Source organism: Enterococcus sp. 3C7_DIV0644, from assembly GCF_002141235.1.
GTDB lineage: Bacteria > Bacillota > Bacilli > Lactobacillales > Enterococcaceae > Enterococcus_D > Enterococcus_D entomosocium.
Window position 1 is genome coordinate 1,606,839 of record NZ_NGLK01000001.1, and the last position, 14,052, is coordinate 1,620,890.

The 14,052-nt window shown below is 44.4% G+C and carries 13 protein-coding genes; 3 read left to right on the forward strand and 10 right to left on the reverse strand.

The annotated features are described in order from the left end of the window. Window positions 1-88: 88 nt before the first annotated feature. The 6 genes from A5877_RS07585 to arcA form a co-directional block, all read right to left on the reverse strand. Window positions 89-595, reverse strand: coding sequence for an arginine repressor (locus A5877_RS07585; RefSeq protein ID WP_005233333.1), 507 nt, complete (start codon window positions 593-595; stop codon window positions 89-91). Window positions 596-672: 77 nt separating this feature from the next. Beyond that, on the reverse strand, window positions 673-2,124 hold the full coding sequence (locus A5877_RS07590; protein ID WP_008380167.1) for a YfcC family protein: 1,452 nt from the start codon (window positions 2,122-2,124) through the stop codon (window positions 673-675). A 44-nt stretch (window positions 2,125-2,168) separates the two neighbouring features. Beyond that, a complete protein-coding gene (locus A5877_RS07595; protein ID WP_005233329.1) occupies window positions 2,169-2,858 on the reverse strand; it encodes a Crp/Fnr family transcriptional regulator in 690 nt (229 codons plus the stop codon). Window positions 2,859-2,900: 42 nt separating this feature from the next. Further along, on the reverse strand, window positions 2,901-3,836 hold the full coding sequence (arcC, locus tag A5877_RS07600) for a carbamate kinase (protein WP_005233327.1): 936 nt from the start codon (window positions 3,834-3,836) through the stop codon (window positions 2,901-2,903). Window positions 3,837-3,853: 17 nt separating this feature from the next. Continuing rightward, window positions 3,854-4,873 (reverse strand): ornithine carbamoyltransferase, encoded by a 1,020-nt coding sequence (argF, locus tag A5877_RS07605; protein ID WP_008380172.1) that lies wholly within the window; start codon window positions 4,871-4,873, stop codon window positions 3,854-3,856. A 19-nt stretch (window positions 4,874-4,892) separates the two neighbouring features. After that, window positions 4,893-6,116, reverse strand: coding sequence for an arginine deiminase (arcA, locus tag A5877_RS07610; protein ID WP_008380174.1), 1,224 nt, complete (start codon window positions 6,114-6,116; stop codon window positions 4,893-4,895). 391 nt (window positions 6,117-6,507) lie between these two features. Here arcA and A5877_RS07615 point away from each other — a divergent pair, with 391 nt between their 5' ends. After that, a complete protein-coding gene (locus A5877_RS07615; protein ID WP_034872886.1) occupies window positions 6,508-8,313 on the forward strand; it encodes a M3 family oligoendopeptidase in 1,806 nt (601 codons plus the stop codon). A 47-nt stretch (window positions 8,314-8,360) separates the two neighbouring features. On the opposite strand, the gene A5877_RS07620 is transcribed toward A5877_RS07615, so the two are convergent. From A5877_RS07620 to A5877_RS07635, 4 genes are all read right to left on the reverse strand, one after another. Continuing rightward, window positions 8,361-8,828 carry a TspO/MBR family protein gene (locus A5877_RS07620; protein ID WP_005233316.1) on the reverse strand — a complete coding sequence of 156 codons (468 nt, stop codon included), beginning with the start codon at window positions 8,826-8,828 and terminating at the stop codon, window positions 8,361-8,363. A 141-nt stretch (window positions 8,829-8,969) separates the two neighbouring features. After that, complete coding sequence (locus A5877_RS07625) at window positions 8,970-9,803, reverse strand: glycosyltransferase family 8 protein (RefSeq protein ID WP_005233315.1); 834 nt, start codon at window positions 9,801-9,803, stop codon at window positions 8,970-8,972. Window positions 9,804-10,025: 222 nt separating this feature from the next. Further along, on the reverse strand, window positions 10,026-10,547 hold the full coding sequence (locus tag A5877_RS07630) for an NADPH-dependent FMN reductase (RefSeq protein ID WP_005233313.1): 522 nt from the start codon (window positions 10,545-10,547) through the stop codon (window positions 10,026-10,028). Window positions 10,548-10,582: 35 nt separating this feature from the next. Next, window positions 10,583-11,188, reverse strand: coding sequence for an NADPH-dependent FMN reductase (locus tag A5877_RS07635; protein ID WP_086316641.1), 606 nt, complete (start codon window positions 11,186-11,188; stop codon window positions 10,583-10,585). 201 nt (window positions 11,189-11,389) lie between these two features. Here A5877_RS07635 and A5877_RS07640 point away from each other — a divergent pair, with 201 nt between their 5' ends. Together A5877_RS07640 and A5877_RS07645 are read left to right on the forward strand one after the other, a co-directional pair. Then, a complete protein-coding gene (locus A5877_RS07640) occupies window positions 11,390-12,235 on the forward strand; it encodes a MarR family transcriptional regulator (RefSeq protein ID WP_086316642.1) in 846 nt (281 codons plus the stop codon). Between the two features lie 59 nt (window positions 12,236-12,294). Further along, entirely contained in the window at window positions 12,295-14,046 is a 1,752-nt protein-coding gene (locus A5877_RS07645; RefSeq protein WP_008380198.1) for an ABC transporter ATP-binding protein, read from the forward strand. The last annotated feature ends 6 nt before the right edge of the window (window positions 14,047-14,052 follow it).

Genomic DNA, 14,052 nt, shown 5'->3' on the forward strand with positions numbered 1-14,052 from the left:
TTTTAAAAATAGCCATCGGTATGAAAAGCCGTCACCCGTTTGGTTGTGAGATTTTGGGGCTTGTGACGTTCAGCTCCTTCAACGATTCTCAGGGCTGTTTTGCGTTTTTTTCTCCAGTAAACAATGACGAACCCATCTCGTAGCCTTCTACATAATGGTTCAACCGATCGACCACCTCTGCTGCCGCTTCTTGTGACGGCGTGATGATCAATAAAATATCAAACCCTGCAATCGTGCCGACAATTTCTGGTAGCTCCATTTCATCAAGATAATTGGCGATCACATCGGCGCCGTTTTCAGCCGTATGAACGACAACTAAAAAGTCAATCTGCGTAATCTTTTTTAGGTACTCATACATCGAAAACGCAATTCTGTCTTCTAGATCCTGCTCTTTGGATTCAAAGATCGAATAATACGGCCGACCGTTTTTAGCATACGTTTTAGCGATGTTCATTTCCCGCATGTCTCTAGAAATCGTGGCTTGGGTAGCTGAAACATTTTCTTTTTTTAATAAATTCATCAATTCTTCTTGAGACTCAATCCGATGTAGGACAAAGAGTTTTTTGATAATTGCTTGTCGCTCTTTTTTTTTCATTTACTTGATCCGCTCCTCTCAAGTCGTCTCGCTTACTGAAATAGTTGATCCGTCTCGTTCACATCTTGAAACGTAGCTTACAAGAACAACATTGAGAAGATTAAAATGGCAAGATTGGAAATTCCGATAACCAGTAACGGTTTGCGCATAAAGCGGGTCCAAGTGGAATAGTTGACCCGAGCCAGCTCCAATCCCCCCATCACGACGCCAGAAGTTGGTGTGATCAAATTCACTAATCCGCAACCAGCAGTAAAGATCATCACCATGACGTTCGGATTGAGTCCGATGCTTTGCGCCAAGGCCCCCATGATCGGGATCGATACATACGCTAGTCCGGAAGTCGATGGAATCAAGAACGATAAGAGCAGATACAAAATGTAGGCGCCAATCACAAACAGGACAGGTGATAGACCTTCTAAAAGATGGGAAGCCCGATCCAAAATAAACAGATCCAAGTACGTCGTTTGCATAATGTAGGAAGCACCCCGTGCCACAACGATGATCAAGACAACGGATAAAATGTCTTTGACCCCATCGATAAAGTTGGTCACGATTTCTTTTTCTGAGAATCCTTGAATCAACGCAATGATGATACTGATGTAGAAGAACCACATGGCCAAATCACCAAAATACCATTCACCGAAGCTATTGCCGGTCAAAAAGGCGGTCCAACCGTCAAACACATGGATATCAAAGTCGCCCCAAGGAATCAAGGAAACCACCATGATCACAAAGGATAAACCAAAAATCGTCAAAATCAGGCGATGTTTTTGCGTAAACACCAAGGCTTCGTTCGTGTCTTTGACAAAATGTTCTTCCATTTCTTTTTGCTCTTGCAGCGATAAGATCGTGGAGCCTTTGTCGGCTTTGACTTTTTTGGCATAAGACATCACCACAAAGATACAGTATGCGGTCGTGACTAACCAAAGCAATGCCCCGACTACTAAGATCGTGCCATTGTTTGGGGCAATATCGATGCTTCGCAAGGCATCCATCGCAACGCCGGTCGCAAAGGGATTGACGGTGGAGCCAATCACGCCGGCACCAGCACCCAGCATAACGGTTCCTGCTGCGACGATCGTATCAAAACCTGATGCCACCATCGTTATTGCTAATAAGGAATAAAAAGGAATCGTTTCTTCCGCCATTCCATAAGTGGAGCCGCCGATCGAAAACAAGATCATTAAAATCGGAATCAAAATCAACTCATTGCCTTTGAGTTTTTTGACCAAATGCTGAATCCCGGCTTCCAAAGCGCCTGTTCGCGTGACGATATTCAAAAAACCACCCAAACAGAGAATAAACACACAGATCTCGATCGCATCACGAAATCCGTTAAAAGGCGCCATAAAGAAATCAGAAAACTTGGCACCCACCACTTGGCTGACCATCTCTTCTTGGCCTGCTGGTAAAGAAGGCGCAAAAGGCTGCCCTGCTAAGAGCCAGGAAGCGACCGTCAAGGCGATAATGATCAGAAATAAGATACTGAATGATGTCAGCGACTTTTTTTCTTTTTGTTTTTTTTTCATCTGTGTTCCCCCTTTTTTGAATCGATCCTATTTGCTGCCAGCCATTACTTGGCAACATGAGAAAAATAATCTTGGTCATAAATAATGAGTTCTTTGTAGCGATAATAAATCTTTCTTTTATGCACGAGCGCCTTGAGCGTTTGACTGACTGTCTCTCGCGTCGTTCCACTGTACTTGGCTATATCATTGATAAAAACTGGAAAAGGGATGCGAATCTGCTCACCTTGTGTCTGCCCATGCTCGATCATCAAAAGACCAATCGTATTAACGACTCTTGTTTGCGCGCTGGAGGTGACACAATACTCGACACGGCGTCTTTGCTTTTCCAACTGCCGGCTCATTTGCTGATTGAGCCACAGCAACTGACTTGTAGACGAAACGACTAGCGGTTCAAACAGTGACATCGCTGCAAACTGCACGACAATGTCTGTTGCAGCGAATGCCGATACATCATAGTTGTCTCTTTCAAACAAGCCAATCAAAGGAAATAACTGATCTGGCCCAACAAAATCTACATAACAATAGGAATCAGTTCCGTCGGTCTTTTCGATCCGCACAAGTCCTTCTATCACAAGGAATATCCGATCTCTTACGTCGCCTTCATAAAAAAGCACTTGACCTTTTTTGTACGTACGGCAGTAAATATGCTCTTTCAAACGCTGCTGATTTTCTTCTTCCAGCCATTGAAAGCTGTTCGCTCTTGTTGATGGATCTTTTATTTGGTGGTCGATCATTTTTCTCACTCCAATGTTTTGGGTCTTGCTTTGCTGCTTCGCTTACTTCCAGGTGATCTGCGTGCCAGCATCATCGATAGCTGCCAGCTTGTCTAAAGAAGTAATCACTGCCCGTTTTTCCGCCCCCATTTTGACAAAGTTCAAAGCGGCTTGTACTTTCGGCAACATACTACCTGGTGAAAAATGGCCTTCATCGACATAGGTTTCCAATTCCGCGGCGGTCACATGATCCAACCACTGCTCACTTTCCTTGCCAAAGTTCAAAGCGATTTTTTCTACGCCCGTTAAAATGATCAGCTGATCCGCATCGACTAATCGAGCCAATTTTTCAGAAGCAAAATCTTTATCGATCACGGCTTCAACACCCAGGCCATTGTCTAGCACGGGAATGCCGCCGCCTCCTGCACAAATGACGATCGTGTTTTGTTCAATCAGCGCTTTGATGCTGGCAACTTCTTGGATCGCTTGTGGTGCAGGACTAGCCACGACTTTCCGCCAGCCACGACCAGCATCTTCCCGGTAGATGGCATCTGAAGCCGCCATGGCTTCTTTGGCAGCCGTTTCCGTTAAGAACGGCCCGATTGGTTTTGTCGGATGGGCAAATGCTGGATCTTGGGCATCGACTGTAATTTCCGTGACCACAGTCACCACCGGCTTCGCTATTTGTGCTGCTTTCAACTGGATTCTCAGCTCATTTTGCAACCAATAGCCAATACTGCCTTGGGTCATGGCGACACAGGTATCTAAAGGCATTGCTGGGTTTTTGCTAGAATCGCTCGCTTGCTGCTGCAAAACCAGGTTTCCCACTTGGGGACCATTCCCATGAGTAATGATCAAATTGACGTCTTTTCGGATCAAGGGAATCAGGTAGTCCACGGTCTGTTTGAGTCGCTCTTTTTGCCCTTTGGCACTGGCATCTTCTGCTAAGATGGCGTTGCCGCCAAGGGCGACAACGATCGTTGGTTTCTTTTCACTCATCTGCTCACTGCTCCTTCTCACACTCTAGGAATAAATAGATCGCCTAATGTTACTGCCATGATCGCTTTGATCGAGTGCATCCGGTTTTCAGCCTCTTCAAATTGACGACCCCAGTGACTACGGAAAATATCGTCTGTGATCTCCATTTCAGAAATGCCAAATTTTTCTTCGATCATTTTTCCATACGTCGTATTCGTATCATGGAACGCTGGCAAGCAGTGCAGCACGATCAAGCCATCGTCTTGTTTTCCGGTGGCCATCACCATTTCGCGGTTGATCTGGTAATCTTTCAACAGCTTCACCCGCTCTTCGAACTGGTCTTCTTCCCCCATTGACACCCAAACATCGGTATACAAGACGTCTGCATCTTTGACGCCTTTTTGGATATCATCTGTTACCATCAACTGACTGCCAGATTCTTTAGCAAATTTGTTGGCATAGTCTGTCACTTCTTGCGCTGGGAAAAGTTCTTTTGGTGCACAGATACGAACGTTGACCCCTAAAATTGCCCCCGTCACTAACAAACTATTCGCCATATTGTTCCGGCCGTCGCCCACATAAACTAGCGTAATGTTTTCCAAGGTGCCGAAGTTTTCTTTGATGGTCATAAAGTCAGCGATCATTTGGGTTGGGTGCCATTCATCGGTTAAGCCATTCCAAACAGGAACACCGGAGAATTTGGCTAAATCTTCAACGACTTGTTGACTGAATCCACGAAACTCAATACCGTCAAACATGCTGCCTAAAACTTTTGCTGTATCTTCGACAGATTCTTTTTTGCCTAGCTGAATATCATTCGCGCCTAAAAATTCTGGATGGGCACCAAGATCGATGGCAGCTGTCGTAAAGGCCGCCCGTGTCCGAGTCGATGTTTTTTCAAACAAAAGGGCAATGTTCTTGCCTTCTAAATAACGATGAGAAATATTTTGTTTTTTCAATTGTTTTAAATAGATTGAAAAATCAATGAGGTATTCTAACTCGGCTTTCGTAAAATCTTTTTCTGCTAAAAAACTTCTTCCTTTAAATACTTGTTCCATCGATGATTCCTCCTCTGATTTAAATATCTTCTCTAACAAATGGCATGCTCATGCAACGAGGACCGCCACGACCACGAACCAATTCACTGCCGGAGATTTTGTGCAATTTGATACCGGCTTCTGCCAACTTCTGATTGGTGATGGTATTGCGGTCATATACGACGACTTCGCCAGGTGCGATCGTCAAGGTATTGGAACCGTCATTCCATTGTTCCCGAGCTGCTGCAATCAAATCACTGCCGCCGCAACGAATCAATTCAACCGTATTTAGTTCTAGATAGCGACATAAAATATTTTCCAACGTGTCCTTTTCTTCTTTGATCGTCACCCCATCACCTGCTCGTGAGATTGAATAAACCGTCAGCTCTCCTTCGATTTCTGGATGGATCGTAAACTTGTCATGATCGACCATTGTAAATACCGTATCTAAATGCATGAATTTGCGCTCTTGACCAATGTCAAACGCTAGAACATACTCAAAGCTTGGCTCATTTTCGAACACTTTGCGGGCCAGCTGCTCAATCGAAGCGGCATCCGTTCGTTGCGAGATACCAATCGCCAACACATGTTTTGACAGAACTAATTCGTCGCCACCTTCGATGCGGGTTGGTTGGGCGCGATCATAAAGCATATGAGGCGGATTTTGCTGGAACATTGGATGATGAGCAAAAATATATTTGCCGTATAACGTTTCGCGCCGTCTTGTTTCTGAATACATGCGATTCAAGGATACTCCGTTACCAATCGTCGCAAAGGGATCTCGTGTAAAATACAAATTCGGCATTGGATCGATCAGAAATGGGTATTGATCATCCACGGTCCCAGCGAGGCTCTGGGTATTTGGCAGCTCCAGTTCATTTTTGGCTAAACCAGCCATAGTTTTGTCGATCAGTTCCCGATCATTGTCACAAGACATAAAATAATCCGTGACTTCTTTGATGATCTCAGAACTTTGGATTGTAGTTTCCGCTAAATAATCCTTGAGAAATTGCTGTTTGATTTCTGGTGACGTGAGCGATTCAGCAGCTAAATCTTCTAGATACAACACCTCCACATCATTTTGACGTAGGACTTCCGCAAACCGATCATGTTCTGCTCTGGCTTGTTCCAAAAAAGGAATATCATCAAATAGCAGGCGGTTCAAATGATCAGGAACAAGGTTCTCCAATTCCCGACCAGGGCGGTGAAGCATGACTTGCTTCAATCGTCCAATCTCTGAAAAAACATGAATAGCATTTGGCATTTTTCTTCCTCCTTCTTCTGTTTACACCTCTATGCTACCTAATTGTATACGCTTTCGCAGTGGTATATTTCGTGTTCTTTTCGCAAAGGATTTGGCATTATGCATGAAAAAGCGAATATCGCTCATCAGGCGTTTTTTTACTCGCTGTTTTTTTTCATATGTAATATTTATCCATCGATTTTTTTCTAAGAATTTGATGAGGATGTGATAGTTTTTTTATTTTTGACGTTTTTCCGCCCTATCAATAGATCAAGGAGTTATACATTCCATTTTTTGTTTTTGGTACAGTTTCATCAAGAACCCTTATTTCATAAGGATTCTGATGGTTGCGACCAAATTTCGTTATGCTATACTTAATAAGATCGAAGGAAAAGAAAGGGGTTTGATAGGAATGACCTATTCAATCAATTGGAATCTGGAAACAATCTTTCCGGGAGGCAGCGATTCTGTTCAATTAAAAGAACGCATGAGCCAACTGGAAGAACAAATTGCAAATTACCGAACAACAGTCGATGCATGGTCGCCCAACAGCGAAGACGATGCAGCAAAATTAGAAGAGTTACTTGATTTATCCGCAACTATTAGTCAAGGATTTTCACAATGCGGCAGCTTTATCAATGCCTTGCTTTCAGCGAATGTCAATGACAGCAAAGCCAAAATCCTGACGGGTGACCTCTACGCAAAATTGCCAGCACTGCAAGCAGCACAAACCGTTTTCTCGAAAAAATTGACAGAAATTTCTGAGGATGATTGGACAGCACTAGTTAAAGCGGAAAACTTAGCACCTGTCGCTTTTCGTTTAAGCGAGATTCGCCGCGACGGCAAAGAATTGTTATCCGAAGCAGAAGAGACCATCATCAATACTTTAAATTTAGATGGCTTGAATGCTTGGAGCCAACATTACGATACGATCGTTGCCTCGATCGAAATTCCTTTCCTGCAAGAAGACGGCACGACGATCAAGTTTTCAGCTGGTCAAGCCTTCAATAAAATGATGGGTGATCCTGATCCGGAAGTTCGTGCGCGTTTATTCGACACTTGGGAAAAGACGTGGGCAGAAAAAGAAGACCTCTTTGCGGATACCTTGAACCACTTAGACGGTTTCCGCCTTTCTACCTTCAAACTTCACGGTGTCACTGATTACTTGAAGGAACCATTAGAATACAATCGTCTGCAAAAAGCGACATTGGATGCTATGTGGGGCACGATCCAAAAGAACAAACAGCCGATCGTTGATTTCTTGACCCGCAAAGCGCAGCTTTTCGGCAAAGAAAAAATGGAATGGCAAGACCAAGATGCGCCAATCATCCTTGGCGATATGGAAGAAAGAACCTACACCTTTGATGAAGCAGCTGACTTCATTTTGACCAACTTCCGTAAGTTCAGCCCAAAAATGGCTGACTTTGCCCAAGTCGCTTTTGAAAAAAGCTGGATCGAAGCAGAAGATCGTCCCGGCAAACGTCCTGGCGGCTATTGCACCAGCTTGCCAGAAACCAAAGAATCACGTATTTTCATGACCTACAGCAATTCTGTCAACGAAGTAGCGACGCTTGCCCATGAGCTCGGTCACGCTTTTCACAGCAGCGTTCTTTGGGAGCTGCCAGAATTAAACCGCAACTATGCCATGAACGTTGCCGAAACAGCAAGTACCTTTGCTGAATTGATCGTTGCTGATGCAACCCTCAAAGAAGCAACGACAAAAGAAGAAAAAATCAATCTATTGGATGCTAAAATGCAAAATGCGATCGCGATGTTCATGAACATCCACGCACGTTTTATTTTTGAGAACAGCTTCTATCAAGCTCGTCAAAAGGGCTTGGTTTCAGCGGAACAAATCACGGAAATGATGACTGCGGCGCAAAAAGAAAGCTATGCGGATGGGTTAGCGACTTATCACCCACATTTCTGGGCAGCCAAATTGCACTTCTTTATTGACGATGTGCCGTTCTACAACTTCCCTTATACCTTTGGTTACCTCTTTAGTATGGGGATCTACGCGTATGCCAATGAAAAAGGGTCTAGCTTTGAAGAAGAATACATTGCTTTATTGCAAGATACTGCTTCAATGACGACGGAAGAACTGGCGCAAAAACACCTTGGTGTCGATTTAACGAAACCAGACTTCTGGCAAGCAGGGATCGACATGGTCCTAAAAGATGTTGCCAGCTTTATGGAATTGACTGAAGACTATATCTAAAAGAAAAAACCCTCTTCCAACAAGACGCTTGGAAGAGGGTTTTTCTATCAGGCATTCAATAAAGTTAAGCCAATCGTTAAGTAGCCGGCGTATAAACACCAAATCAAATAAGGAATAAACAAGTACATCGCTTTTTTGTCGATGCGAGCAAAGAGGATCATACAAATAATCACTGATAACACTAACAAGACAATAATGACCGTTCCTGCCCAGTAAGCATTCCAGCCAAAGAAAACGATACTCCAAAAGAAGTTTAATACTTGCTGGATCGCAAAGAAGATGTAGGCATTCTTTTTAAGCGCTGGATTGACTTTGGCGACGATCAACAGATACAACGCCGTTCCCATAAAGGCATACAAAATCGTCCAAACGATCCCAATGATCCCGCCAGGAGGGGCTAAAAAGGGTTTTTCCATTTGCGCATACGTTCCGGCAATGTCCCCTGCAAACAAACTCGATATGATTCCTGTTGCTTCAATGCCGATCACACAGACCAGCCAAATTAAAAATTTCATGTTCTCCACTCCTTCTTTTTTTCATAACTCACTAGTTTCATCGTACCATCGAATCGAAAAAAAGCAGAATAGAACGCTTAAAAAAAGAAACGGCCGTGTGGACGTTTCTTTCAAGGTAATTTTGATTATATTCAATGACAGCTACTTTGATTGTTCCTCTTCAAACTTCCGCCGTTCATTTTCTACATATTTGTATAACGAACCGTAGCGGCTGCGATAGCCTTTCTTCCATGGTTTCTCTTTGCCGCAAAAATGCAGCAAAACGGTATGTTCGATGACCCAATCCAAACTCCATTCCCCTAGGCTGATCGTCTCATACGTACGGTTTTTCCGTACATCATAGTTATAGAGCTGATCAGGAATCGCCAGCACCCGATCACCATATAACCCATTCAAAATATCTTGATCCGGCAAAAAGAGGTTCAAATGATTTTTCTCAATGAAGGCTGCGATTTCTGTTTCTTTGACCTCTTGCCGTAGCTGGTGCACATTCATCAGCAAGACACCTGAATTATAGTAGCCTTCTGACTCATAATTGCGCAAACGGACTTTATTGATGACCGTCGTCACTTCTGTCAGCTTGGAATGACTGGCAGCGGCATACAGAAAATCCCCTAACGTCAGCTCATACAAGGGGCGCAAATCATTGATGCACAAAATATCCGCATCCAGATACAGGATTTTTTCCACCTGCTGCGGCAAGTAATTTTGTGCCAACAATCGATAGTAGATTGATTCTGGGTAGCGGTCACTAACTGGTGCCGTTTTAAAGATCGAACCAGAACCGATGATGACGGGATGATAGGTCATCGCCAATTTTTGACAAAAGACCTCTAGCTCTGCACCTTGCCTCAATTCTTTTTCTTGTAAGACATAGACATCGAAAGATGCTGCTGTCGTATGGCGTTTGATTGAATATAACGTTGTTTTTAATTGTTCACTGAATCGATCATCAATCGCAAAAAGTAGATTCATGCTCTTGTTCACTCCTCTGTTACTGGATGCACTCGTTGGGCAAAAAATCGAACGCAGTTGCCCGCATCTTCTGTTCTTCTAGTATACCCGATTTTTAGTCATTCTTTCAGTGAAATAGCCTTTCCAGTGAAAACCATTCCTTGGAAACGCAAAAAAATGCTGCTCCATTCAATGAATGAAACAGCAAATGATCGATGATAAATGGTGACCTCCTAAAACAGATCAGCGAATCGTGGCAAAAGCTTTTGACCACAACAACAATTCATCCAGCATGTCATTGACACCTGCAGCCATGTGCGCACCGGGTTTGAAGGTACTGAAATTTTCAAAATCTGTGAAGAGATTGAAGGCTGGGTTAGTCCGCACGGTGGCAACTTTTTGTTCAGCTAAAACGTTACGCAATTGTTCAGCGGCACGAATCCCACCGCCAGAACCATAACTGACGATCCCAGCTGCTTTATCAAACCATTCTTCCCGTGCAGAGTCTACGGCATTTTTCAAGGAAGCCGCAAAACCGTGGTTGTATTCTTGTACGATGAAGATATAGCCATCTAATTCAGCGATTTTTTTGTTCCACGCCATGTTTGGCTCAGCCGTTCCCATAAACGGTAAATCAAATGCCTTTACATCAACGATCTCAAACTGATGCTCTGACCGTTGAGTAGCAATTTCTTGAATATATGCTCCGACTTGCGGACTTACGCGTCCTTCTCTTGTACTGCCTAAAATAATACCAAATTTCATGATAGGTTCCTCCTAAGATTGTTTTCGTTTGTTTTTTAACGATTGGCAAATGTGTCTGCCCAGTCCAGTAATTCCGTCAACATATCGTTCATTCCTGCCGTCATATGTTCGCCAGGAGTAAAGGTGGCAAAATTTTCAAAATCAGTAAATAAGTTGAAGGCTGGATTAGTGCGCACCGTGGCTACTTTTTGTTCCGCCAAAATCAAGCGAACTTGCTCAGCGGCCCGAATACCCCCTGCTGAACCATAGCTGACGATTGCTGCTGCTTTGTTGAACCATTCCTCGCGGGCGCTGTCTAACGCATTTTTCAAGGAAGCCGATAGCCCATGATTGTATTCTTGTACGATGAAGATATAACCGTCTAATTCAGCGATTTTTTCATTCCACGCTTGGTTCGCTTCGCCTGTACCCATAAAGGGCAAGTTGTAGTCTTTGATATCAATGATTTCAAATGAGCGGTCGCTATGTGCTCGTGCTGTTTGTAAAACGTAATTGGCTACTTGCGGACTCACGCGGCCTTCTCTCGTGCTGCCAACGATGATTCCGATTTTTTGCGCTTTTTTCTTTTCCGGAGTGCGATACACCTCTTTAATTACTTCTTTTTCAATTATTTGTTCTTTTTTCCCAAATCCAAAGACCATTCTTTTGTACTCCTTTTATTGTGTTTTCTTTAACGATGGACTCAGCATATCAAACTTACTTTTAGTAAGTCAATCATTTTGCTTACTTTTTGTTAGAAAAAAATCCCAGCTACTTCCTCTTGACATTCGTTCGGCACCGAACTATAATCAACTCATCGATATCATTAGGTACCGAACAATAATTCAAAAGGAGTGTTCTCAATGAGTACAATGACCGATCACTTAATGAAACAGCTTCGTTTTATCAGCGAAGCCAGCAATGCTTTTATGAGTCAAAATAACCAACGCCTTTCTGGACAGCAACGCGTCCTAGCCGTTTTAAATTTAGAAGATGGCTTGGTGCAAAATTACCTCGCAGAAGTTTTAGATTTACGGCCAAGTTCCTTGGCAGAACTATTGAAGAAAATGGAAAGCAGTGGGGATATCCAACGCAAAGAAGATGCAGCCGACAAAAGGATCAAACGAATCTTTCTGACAGAGACTGGACGAAAAAAAGCAGAAAAATTACTGGCACAAAAAGAAGCCGCCAGCAGTCAAACGTTTTTTGCTGGGTTAACAGAGGAAGAACAAACCGAATTTGCCCGTCTGCTTGAAAACATCGCCACTGGGTGGGAAGCTGACTTTCAGCAACAGACGCAACGCTTTATTGACCCGATGGATCGTCTACAAGCTATGCAGGAGATCCGGGAACAGATGATGAAGCAATGGGGTGGAAATTGGCAGGAAATGACGAATGACGATCGCCGAAAAATGAAGCAACAAATGAAAGATACTTGGCAAGATATGGGCGCTGACGAGCGGCGTCAAATGAAAAAGCAGATCAAAGAAGCCATGCGGCAAATGCCATTTCCTGGACACCGCGGCATGTTTGGCAATCGGTCATTTGGGCCATTTGGGCCATTTGATAGTAGCGAGGCGAATGATCCACGGGACACATGGGGAAAAGGCAACTTTTTTGATGCCTACGGGTTTGGACAAGACCACAAAGCAAGACCTGATTCCGCTTCTAAAGACGAAGCAGCCGAAGATGATTGGCAGGATTTCTAATAGCACCTAATGAAAAAGAAAAAGCTGCAGGACATCTTGCTTGTAGCGGAGGAAAACGAATGGAAACAACGACACCAACAGTGAACAAAAACAAATTTAAAATGAAAGACTTTATCCACCTGATCGTCAGTGTCAATCCCAAGAAAGGCTTGTTTCTTTTAGGGATGCTCTTTAGCCTGATCACGAGTGCCGCCAGTTTGGTCGTGCCGCAGCTGACGAAAACGCTAGTCGATGCCAGCGGCACCCCCACGTTCAGCACCTCCATGCTGGTCGTTTTGATCCTAGCCTTTGTGCTGCAATTAGGCGTAGGCACTTTAGGCGGCTTTCTCTTGCGCTATGTGGGAGAAAGTGCCGTGAAAACATTACGAGAACGTCTTTGGAAACATCTGCTGCATTTGCCAGTCAGCTATTTTGATGACCATAAGTCGGGGGAAAGCAGTTCGCGACTCGTTAATGATACTTCCGTGATCAAAGAACTAGTCACCTCGCAATTTCCCAGCTTTGTCACTGGCTTGATCCAATTGGTTGGTTCGATGATCATCTTGTTTTTGATGGATTGGAAGATGGCGGCGATCATGTTCAGTGCGGTGCCTTTGATCACCTTGATCATGTGGCCGATCGGCAAGATCATGTCGAAACTAGGACGCCAACTACAAGCAGCGACTGCCGATTTCAATGCGGATGCCAGCGAAAAACTCTCAGAGATCCGTTTGATCAAAGCCAGCAACGGAGAAGCTAGTGAACAAGAAAACGGTCGGCGCAACATTGGGGCAATCTTTACCCTCGGGGTCAAGGATGCGAAAGTTAGTGCGATTTTGCAGCCAATCATGACGACGGCAATGCTGGGATTACTCGTAGGAATCCTCGGTTATGGCGCGATCCGTGTCCAAGCCGGCACCTTGACGAGTGGCGCATTGATTGCTTTTCTACTGTATCTCTTTAATATTATTGCGCCTGTGACGACGTTTGCGATGTTCTTTTCACAAGTCCAAAAAGCGATGGGTGCTACGGAACGGATCCAAGAAATTTTGGATACGCCGCTGGAGCCGATCCAGGCAGCACCCAAAGCCGCTATCGACGGCGCAGTCCTACGGGCAGAACAGATCGATTTCAGTTACGATCCCAAACGGCCGATTTTGCAAAACATTTCTTTTGAAGCCAAACCCAACACCGTGATTGCTTTTGCGGGACCAAGCGGCGGCGGAAAATCCACGATCTTCGCTTTACTGGAACGCTTTTATGAACCCACCAGCGGGCGCTTGCTGATTGGTGAACAGCCGATAGCTGACATTGATCTGCAGGACTGGCGGGCACAGATCGGCTATGTTTCCCAAGACAGTGCGGTCTTTGCCGGTACGATTCGGGAAAACTTGCAATACGGATTAAGCCGAACACTGTCAGAGGAGGAATTGTGGCAAGGACTGGCATTGGCTTATGCCGATCAGTTCGTCCAAGAGTTCCCCGAAAAACTAGAAACACAAATCGGCGAACGCGGCGTCAAACTATCTGGCGGGCAAAAACAACGGATCGCCATCGCACGAGCATTCTTGCGAGACCCCAAGCTGCTGATGCTCGATGAAGCGACCGCCAGCCTAGATTCTCAGTCGGAAGAAAAGGTCCAGCGGGCGTTGGATCATCTAATGGAAGGGCGCACGACATTAGTGATCGCCCATCGCTTGTCGACCATCGTGGATGCCGATCAAATCTACTTTATAGAAAAAGGTACCATTACCGGTCAAGGTACCCATGCAGAATTGATCAACAATCACCCGCTTTATGCTGCCTACGTGAATGAACAAATGATCAATTAAAGAATA